9 protein-coding genes are annotated in these 6,771 nt (G+C 41.6%); all 9 read right to left on the minus strand.

The features are described from left to right. Positions 1–288: 288 nt before the first annotated feature. The 9 genes from thiS to AN619_RS16405 all read right to left on the minus strand — a co-directional run bounded on the left by thiS (position 289) and on the right by AN619_RS16405 (position 6,724). Positions 289–486, minus strand: a complete 198-nt coding sequence (thiS, locus tag AN619_RS14620) for a sulfur carrier protein ThiS (RefSeq protein ID WP_068558011.1) — start codon at positions 484–486, stop codon at positions 289–291. 17 nt (positions 487–503) lie between these two features. After that, positions 504–2,660 carry an aldehyde ferredoxin oxidoreductase family protein gene (locus tag AN619_RS14625; RefSeq protein ID WP_083525174.1) on the minus strand — a complete coding sequence of 719 codons (2,157 nt, stop codon included), beginning with the start codon at positions 2,658–2,660 and terminating at the stop codon, positions 504–506. 33 nt (positions 2,661–2,693) lie between these two features. Next, entirely contained in the window at positions 2,694–3,131 is a 438-nt protein-coding gene (locus AN619_RS14630) for a 4Fe-4S binding protein (protein WP_068558012.1), read from the minus strand. Positions 3,132–3,196: 65 nt separating this feature from the next. Next, complete coding sequence (locus AN619_RS14635) at positions 3,197–4,345, minus strand: NAD(P)/FAD-dependent oxidoreductase (RefSeq protein WP_068558013.1); 1,149 nt, start codon at positions 4,343–4,345, stop codon at positions 3,197–3,199. Beyond that, on the minus strand, positions 4,338–4,625 hold the full coding sequence (locus tag AN619_RS14640; RefSeq protein ID WP_068558014.1) for a (2Fe-2S)-binding protein: 288 nt from the start codon (positions 4,623–4,625) through the stop codon (positions 4,338–4,340). The genes AN619_RS14635 and AN619_RS14640 overlap by 8 nt, the downstream gene beginning before the upstream one ends. Position 4,626: 1 nt before the next feature. Continuing rightward, on the minus strand, positions 4,627–5,115 hold the full coding sequence (locus tag AN619_RS14645) for a 4Fe-4S binding protein (RefSeq protein WP_068558015.1): 489 nt from the start codon (positions 5,113–5,115) through the stop codon (positions 4,627–4,629). Between the two features lie 26 nt (positions 5,116–5,141). Then, the gene (locus AN619_RS14650; RefSeq protein WP_068558016.1) at positions 5,142–6,248 is read right to left on the minus strand and encodes an NAD(P)/FAD-dependent oxidoreductase; all 1,107 of its coding nucleotides are present in this window, start codon (positions 6,246–6,248) and stop codon (positions 5,142–5,144) included. Continuing rightward, positions 6,245–6,553: a (2Fe-2S)-binding protein gene (locus AN619_RS14655; protein ID WP_068558017.1), complete on the minus strand. Its 309-nt coding sequence runs from the start codon at positions 6,551–6,553 to the stop codon at positions 6,245–6,247. The genes AN619_RS14650 and AN619_RS14655 overlap by 4 nt, the downstream gene beginning before the upstream one ends. Before the next feature lie 69 nt (positions 6,554–6,622). Further along, on the minus strand, positions 6,623–6,724 hold the full coding sequence (locus AN619_RS16405; protein WP_242867420.1) for a DUF4234 domain-containing protein: 102 nt from the start codon (positions 6,722–6,724) through the stop codon (positions 6,623–6,625). Positions 6,725–6,771 lie beyond the last annotated feature (47 nt).

A 6,771-nucleotide genomic window follows, 5' to 3' on the forward strand; every position in this document is an offset into this window, starting at 1 on the left:
ACCGCATTAGATCAAGAAGTAGAGAAAAATACGTCCGTAAAAGATGCTATACTTTCTATTGCTTCATAACAGTGCTAAGGTGAAACTTTAAGGAACTTTAAGGGCTTTCTTTTGTGCAAAACTATAGTAATTTTTTGTAATTTTTTTAGCTTGAAACAGTTTGAAACATCCTCCTATTTTTATTTTAAAAAACGGTACAGTTCTAAGTTTTGGGCAGGAAGTCAAATCCTAAAGGTTTCCCCATAAAATAAAAAGTAGAGCCAAAAACAGCTCTACTTTTTCTTGGATTTATCCTCCTGCCAATAGATGGATCACCTTCACATCGTCTCCGTCATGAATAGGTGTTAACTCGTATTCTTCTTTTGGTATCAGGTGATCATTCACTTTTACAATGATTTTAGGATAAGTATATCTCTTTTTTTCCAGTAATTTCTGTACGGTTAAATCTTCTTCCCATTCAAAATCCTTTCCGTTTACTTGAATCATCTTAAACCCCCTAGTGCTTATAAATACGGTTTCACCACTTCTACTACCTCCGGAAAATCAATGCCTAATTTCTGAAGGGTCTCCAATTTTGGAATACCGTTGTTCGTCCATCCCCTTCTCTTGTACACGGCATCCACAAGTTTTTCATATTGTTCTTCCCTGTATTTTCTTAATACTTTGATCTTTTCCTCCGTAGCTTTTCCTTCAGGGTTATAATTTAATAGTTCTATGAGCTGCCTATCATATCGTTCTTGCCGTGACTCATATTCTTCAACGGTTACAGGGCCTGCTGAACGGTATGGAATTTTATCATCCTCCCGCTTTCCATGGCCCATCCTTATATTAAATACTCTTTGGAAATTATAGACTCGCTCTGATTGCAGAATAAGTTCTTCTTTGTCAATATTTTTTCCTGTAACCCCGTTAAAGATATCCACATAGTTTTGTACATGCTCCGGTATTTTCGCCGGTTCATCAGCAGTGGCATTGCTTTCCGGGATAATATCATTCCAAGGCAACTTGCATAGTCCGTTTAATCCAAACCATGTTCTGAACATGGGGAAATAATGGAGAGCTTCGGCCTTATCCTCAAAGGTGGGTATTTGATTGTTCACCATATCCATAAAAATTAACCAAGCTTCATCATGTTGAGGTCCCTTGTTGGTTAATCCGTATCCTCCCTGCTGGGCTAGGGATTCTTTCGGCAGGTATTCCGAATATTCCAAACCTTTTTGTTCCATGCCGATATCCTGAAGAAAATCAGGATCTGCTCCATATTGTTCAATAAACAATTTTTTCATTCTACGAATACCCTGCCCAGCAATTTTGCCGAATCCTTCCCCCCTTGCCATTTGATGAAGCAGCTCCATAGCCGCGTCGGCATTTCCAAAATACAACGCTAAACCGCCTGTAATTTCTTTATTGATGATTCCACTTTCATAGCACTCCATGACAAAAGCTGTAATCGTACCAAAGGAAATTGTATCAATACCATAGGTATCACAATAGAAATTGCTTTCCAAAATATATTCCGGATCAAAGATTCCGCAGTTTGCACCTAAACCCGCTGCATTTTCATACTCAGGACCATCCACGGTAACCAACTGCCCTTTATAGGGTCCCGTTTTGATTTCAAATTTATCGGCAGCTTTAGCACAGGACAATGAGCACCCATACCAGCATCCATCGGGCAGTCCTTGGGTAATATATTTTTCTACAAATACATTGGATGCAATTTTATCTGCATCGGGATGGCTTCCAAACTTGTAGTTATGAACGGGTAAAAGATCATACTCGTTCATCACCTCAATAATATTGGCTGTTCCAATCTGCCGCATTCTATTTTGAACAGCATCGAACTTATTGATTTCCTTATGCAACTTAATGCCAGCCTTATTAATCTTTGAAATGTCTGCGGGATGATTTAAATCACCCTTTACCCCTCTAAATCTCACTACCAAGGCTTTAATTTTTTTATCTCGAAAAACAGTACCGATACCACCCCTGCCTGCCTGTTTCAGTCGCACTGCTTTTCTTCTTACATCATAGAAAGTAAAATTAAGCAAACCGATGAGAGTATGATCTCCGGCAGAACCCGCCGTAACAACGGATATATTTCTCTTATCCTCTTCAGATTCTGCGTACATCTCCGTCAATTGTTCTCCTAAGATATGGCTGTCCGTTGCCTCCAGAGGAGTCTCTTCAATTCTAACTGTTCCTTCATTCCCATCAATAAATATAATTACATCCTTATCAGCCTTGCCCTGAATTTCCAATGCATCCCAACCTGAAAATTTCAGCAGCGGCCCGAAATATCCACCCACGTTGCTGTCAATTACCAGCCCCGTTAAGGGTGACAAGGTAACAACCAAGGATTTTCCAGCCCCAGGATACTGGGTAATGCCGCCCAAAGGCCCGCTGGATATGATAATCTCATTTTCAGGATCATTCCACTTGGTTTCCGATGTTACCGCATTCCATAGATACCATAGGCCGAATCCTTTGCCTCCAATGAACTTTTCCTTCATCATTTCTGTTACGGGCTTTGATTCTATTCTATGCTCAGAAAGATTGACATAGAGCGAACGATTGGTATAACCTCTTTCAATTTGTCCCAATTCATAGCGAAATTCAGCCAGAAGCTTATGTTCCTTTAACATTTCTTTCACGTTCATGGGCTTTCCATCCCCCTTTATCAAAATTTATCATTATATCTCGCCGGCTGTAGCAGTTTCTCCGAATGCTTCAATTTCTCCCACTGGAACATCTTCAATAAATATTGCTCCCGAAGGACAATTTTTTGCACATAGACCGCAGGCAATACATTTGAAAGGTTCAATATAATCATCATGCTGTCTCATGGCTTCCTCCGGGCAAAATCCCACACACATGAAACAGCCAACACATATATCTTTTTTTACCCTTACTACGCCGTTTTTATCCCTGTATAGGGCTTCGATGGGACAGATATCAATACATACGCCGCATTGATTGCAGACCTGAATGGCATATCCTCCCTTTGCATTGTTGCCAATTTGAATACAAGATTTTTCCTTTAGGCTTTCTTTAAAAAATGTCTTCGAGCATGCTTCCTCACATTGGTTGCATCCTATGCACAGCTCTTCTCTTTTTCCTAATCTTTTCAAGTTCAGCCCACCTCCAACTTTTATGAAACATTTTCACACAGAAAATTTATTTTAAAACAAAATTTTCATACAACGGATGGTTCAAAAATCAGTTCGCCTTTCTTAAATCGGTTTAGATGCAGCATATCGATAGGCAGCGTCGTCTCCTCCCCTAAAATGCACTCCGCCATCAGCAATCCCGTAGCCGGACCAAACATAAAACCGTGACCGCTATAACCGATTGCAAGATAAAAGCCTTCCACTTCATCCACGGGACCATAGATGGGTTGACGGTCAGGCGTCATATTGTACAAACCGGCCCACTGTCTTAAAAGCCTTACATTTTTTAGAGGCGGTAATATTTGGGTGATAGTTTTCGCCATCTCTTCTACGAAATGCCATCCGGAGGTAATGCGCAGATCCCTTGGCTCCCCTTCATCTCCTCTTCCCATGACAATACCGCCATGGGGAACTTGCTGGCAATATAAATTCAAAGAGAAGGACATTACCATAGGCCCTAAAATTGGCTCTACCGGCTCCGTAACCAGTATTTGATGTCTCTCTGAATACACGGGCAAATCTAGACCTGCCATTTTCCCTATCAACTGGGAATATCCCCCTGCTGCATTTACCACAACATTGGTGGAAATATCTCCTTTTGTTGTTTTCACACCTTTGATCTTTCCCTTTTCTACAATAATGTCTGTCACTTCCGTAAAGGTATAGATATGTGCTCCCAATCGCCTAGCGGCGTTAGCAAAGGCTTGGGTTGTATGGAACGGATTCAGGTGCCCGTCTTTTTGATGGAATGTGGCACTGACCAAGCCTTCCGTATTTAAAAACGGCACTATTTCCTTGGCTTCTTCCAAAGTCAATAATTTTGACTGAATTCCCAGACGATTCTGCAAGGCCACATTCTTTTTAAATTGTTCATGTTCCTTTTCCGTACTGGATAGAATCAGATATCCCCCTTGTTTAAACTCCAGATCCCCCTCATAGCCCAGTTCTTCCTTGGCATTTTCAAAGAATTCGCAAGACAATTTAGAGATCCGGCAATTCATTTCCGTTCCCCATTGTTGCCTGATTCCCGCACCGCATCGGCCGGTGGCTCCGCTGGTCAGATAAGATCTTTCAATAATGGCAACATCCTTTACCCCTTTTTTCAATAGATTATATGCAATGGCACATCCTGAAATACCCCCGCCGATAATTACCACATCTGCAGTTTTAATCATGGTCAACACCCCCTGAGGCATAGTCGCTGATTGCACCTAGTTTTATTGCCTTCACAGGAGGCCTGTATGTTCCAGGCTTTAATTCGGAAACAGGCTTACCTGTAGCTATGGACAATTCCCTGAGAACCAATTGGGCACAAGTCCTTCCCTGGCAAGGTCCCATGCCTACCCGGCTGATCCTTTTTAATTCATCAAAAGAAGTATATCCTTTTGCAATCCATTCCCGTATGTCTTTCAAAGTTAAATCGGAACAACGACAAATGATCGTATTCTCGTCCATACTAATCCCCCATTCTTATATTTCTTATGGTTTTCACATGTTCCTTAGGGACTGCGATCGAAATTATCGGTGTTTTATCCAGGGCTTTTGTATTGAGAACTTTCACTACTTTTACATCGCAAACGTAATTTCCTTCCCGGTCCACCCCCTTGACCATATCATTTTCCACGGGAAGGGGAATAAATTCGTAAGGTATTTTGATTAAAGCCTCATGCTCCGAATAAGTCATATCAACCACCATAATTGCTAATCCCGGACATTTGCTGATGCATAGGCCGCATCCATTACACAAATCATCGTCTATGGATGGTAAATCATTGATGTCTTCAAATTCTTTGATTGCTTTCCTAGGGCAGGCAGTATAGCACGGATTGCATGGAATGTTTTGAAAACATTCTATTACCGCAACAGCGCCCTGATTCAGCCTTGCATGACTTGGAAAAACTTTTTCTAAATCCTCTTTCGTCGGTACTCCGGTACTGGCTAACATGATGCATACCCTCCTATCCATGTAAATTACAGTTTTTCACCGGCAGCAGCTTCCGCCATAGACTGTAGCTGAGCGATTCCTTGTCTGATTTTCACACCTACAGGACCGGACCTTAAAGCATCTAGCTGTTGGATGAAATCCCTTTTCTTTTCTTCCACATTGTATACTGTATGGCCTATACTTTGTGCAGCACCAATACCGGCTAAATACCCCTCTACCATGGCACTGCTAGCCTCTTCCACGCCTGCCACATCTCCGGCTACAAATATTCCTTTTACAGAAGTTTCCATATTCTCGTCCCGTATGGGTACAAATCCACCCAGCTCATTTACATATTTCATCTCACATCCAGCTTGCCATAAAAGCTCAGCCAATGGTGATAGTCCTACAGCGATACACATCACATCGATTTCTAAATCCATTTCCGTTCCGTGGATGGGATTCCAATGCTGGTCTAATTTCCATATGACAGCCCCCTCCAGGGCATCCTTCCCATAGGCTTCCTTTACGGTATAGCTTGTATACATAGGCACGCCCATCCTTCGAATTTTAGATGCATGAACCCAATATCCCCCAATTTTTGGAGCTGCGTCAATGACGGCTGCCACTTCAACACCTGCTTGCAATAGCTGATAACTGACAATCAAACCAATATTTCCTGCTCCTACCATCAAAACACGTTTCCCCGGTTTTATGCCGTATTCATTCATCAGTGTTTGCACGGCACCGGCACCATAAATACCTGGCAAATCATTATTTGGAAAGGCCAAAGTTTTTTCACTGGCACCTGTAGCTACAATCATAGACTTAGGCTTGATTTTTAAATATTTCCCCGATGCCTCCGCCGTTACAATGCCGTCCTCATAAACCCCCAGCACAGTGGTATCATTGAATATCTCAACATTCTCCATGGAATGAATTTTTTCCAATAATAATCTACAGATGTCTATTCCCCTCACCGATGCGTATTGCTTTTCAGAACCGAAAAACATATGGGTTTGTTTTACCAATTGTCCTCCCAAAGATTTATTTCTATCTGCAAGAAGAACTTTACATCCCGCTTCTGCTGCGCTAATCGCTGCACAAAGACCTGCCGGGCCGCCTCCGATAATAAGGATATCCGTCGATTTCATCGTAGAATATCTCCTTTCCCTATTTGCGTATTTACACACATGCCTTCTTGAAGCATTTCAACACATATTCTTACATTGGGCTCACCATTTACTACCATCAAACAGGAGGAGCAATTTCCTATGGCACAATAAAATCCTCTAGGCCTTTGTTTCTCATGACTATGACTTAAAACTCTCACGCCTGCCGCATGTAATGCCGCAGCTATCGTTTCTCCTTCATAACCTTCCAGCACTTGACCGTTATAAGTGAATGTAACCCGTTTCCCTCTTTGAAAATTTAATATAGGATGTTCCTCAATTCGCATGCTGCCACCTCCATGATTTATTGTTCTGGCTTTTTCTCGGATTGAGAAAAAGCCAGAACATAAAATAATTTAGTTTTTCTTAGAGTTAAAGGCTTTGTTTAGCAAATAGATGAAGCCTATTCCATAAAACCCCAGAGTAATTATCATCATAATAATCGATGTACGTGACATATTATTCCGCCTCCTCTGCTGACTCCATGATATCCCTTCCCTGTCCA

Source organism: Thermotalea metallivorans, from assembly GCF_001562415.1.
GTDB classification, from domain to species: Bacteria; Bacillota; Clostridia; order Peptostreptococcales; family Thermotaleaceae; genus Thermotalea; species Thermotalea metallivorans.